Below are 1,999 nucleotides of genomic sequence, written 5' to 3' on the forward strand. Positions count from 1 at the left end.
CTTTGAGTCTGCGGAGGCAGACATTGTTTGTATAGCAGCGGTTTCAACCGCCGATTATTTAATTTTCCCGTGCATAAAACCCTAAATGATTGGAAATTGGCCGCTGCTGCATCGGCATTTTGTTTTGAATCGGAGCATTCAATAGTTTCGCTCCTGAGAGTGATGCGACGGCCAAAGTTACCGAGCCGCCGCCGTCCAAATTTAGGACTGTATCGGCTCCTAACTGCATCGAAATCTCTGTTATTTCGCTCAACTTCAGCCCTTCACTGTACATCCTTTGCTTGCCGTCTGCTACAATTAACCACAGTTTTTCACCTGTGAAGTCGATCGCCACAACTGTTCGCGGATAAGGTTTATCTTCCTTGATTTTTTCCTGACTTTGTGCTACGGCTTTGCCATTTTTCACTAGCACGGTATCTCCCGCAACTGCGTGGGCTGTTCCCTGAGGACAAGTGCCGTTTTCGATTATTTTGGCGCGGTTGTTGCTGTCAAAACAAAGGGCGGGAAAGTGTGATTCTGGTTGAGAGTAAGCTTGGCTTTGAGAAATCGCGTGTCCGACGTTATTTACTCGATCGCCACTGCGGGGATAATAATTCCAAGGTGCTTCCTCAACGCAGGGATAAAAGAAATTGGCGTTGACTGCGAATTGCAATTTAAATTCTTTGAGGAATTCAGTAGCGGTGCGGGCGTTGGTTTCGGTTAAATCGGCTGTGGCGGTTCCGGGTGTGACAAAAATTCCAATTCCTGGCGCTTTGAGGTCGATGCTAACAGTGTGAATGATTGCGGGACGCGGATTAGAACGAAATTCCCGTCGGTAGGCGATTCCTTGAAATAACGATCGCACTTCGTTGGTTTGTGCTGGACGCGAAAAGTAGGGAATGTTGTAGATTAGTATTGGTGCGAGCAAGATTCCGAAACCGAGAATGTGCGAAATGTGTTTGATTTTGAGCATAAATTTTAGTTTCGTTTTGTGATGGAGATTTTTTTAAGGAACCGCGAAGACGCAAAGGACGCGTTCGGCGAAGCCGTTCCCGAAGGGTAGGAAGATAAGAGAGGGAAGAGTAGAGAAATATGAATTATTCGGATGTCAATAATTTTAGCAATCAAGTTTTGTGTAATCGATCGTTCCGGGGACAAATTCTTAATGGTGCTGATTTCGGCGGTGCGGATGTTCGAGGCTGCAATTTTAGAAATGCTCAGTTGGCGGGTGCGAATTTTATTGGTGCTAAAATAGGGCTTTCGGGGCGACAGTTGGCTGTTTTTTGGCTTTGGGCGATCGCGATTTGTGTGATTGTGGGCGATGTTGTGACTCGACTGATTTTGGGAACCCAAGGACAGGTACCGGGTTCTCGCAGTTGGCCTTTTGTGCTGTTGCTGTACGGGGTTTTGAGCGCTGGTGGTATGGCTGGGGCGATCGCGCGCCAACAGCGGCTAACGTCAAAATTGGGTAGATTTGCCGGAGCAATTTCTGCTATTCTATCAGGGGCTTTGTTGGGATTTTTCTATGCTGGGACTGCAACTAACAATAATTCTCAAGCTGCTCTGGCTGGAATGGCGATCGGTGGCGTGTTAATGTTTGTTGTGAGTTCTCGGATACGCTATCAATTTGCTAAAATTGCGATCGTAGCGGCCGGAAGTGTTGCGACTTACGGAGCAGCTTTTTTATTTTCTGCAACTGCTAGTGCTTTTTTGAGCACTGATCAACTGTTTTTGGGTGCGTGTTTTGCCTTGGTGTCGCTGCTTTATCTTTGGTTTGCATTTGTCTCTTTCTCTGCTATTGTTTTAGAGATTGCAAAGGCTGAGGGTACTTCGTTTAGAGGGGCGAATCTCGCTGATGCTAAGTTTGATATCAATTACATTAATTTCCCATCTAAAAGTTAACAGATTAAATAATCTGAGTGAGATTGAATCAGAAATCGCGATCGCGCTTTTGGTCATTAAATGATATCGTTTCCGGTAGCATCGGAATTATATATTTGGATGGTATTAGTATCAATCA

Annotated in this window: 2 protein-coding genes; one reads left to right on the forward strand and one right to left on the reverse strand. The window is 45.5% G+C overall.

All coding sequences use genetic code 11. The features are described 5' to 3' along the window. Nucleotides 1-58: 58 nt before the first annotated feature. Nucleotides 59-952 (reverse strand): phosphodiester glycosidase family protein, encoded by an 894-nt coding sequence (locus QT974_RS33840; RefSeq protein ID WP_333472732.1) that lies wholly within the window; start codon nucleotides 950-952, stop codon nucleotides 59-61. Nucleotides 953-1,071: 119 nt separating this feature from the next. Between QT974_RS33840 and QT974_RS33845 the strand changes: the two genes are divergently transcribed. Continuing rightward, entirely contained in the window at nucleotides 1,072-1,881 is an 810-nt protein-coding gene (locus QT974_RS33845) for a pentapeptide repeat-containing protein (protein ID WP_333472733.1), read from the forward strand. Nucleotides 1,882-1,999 lie beyond the last annotated feature (118 nt).

The sequence above is a fragment of the Microcoleus sp. BM001215392 genome, assembly GCF_036700185.1.
Taxonomy (GTDB): domain Bacteria; phylum Cyanobacteriota; class Cyanobacteriia; order Cyanobacteriales; family Microcoleaceae; genus Microcoleus.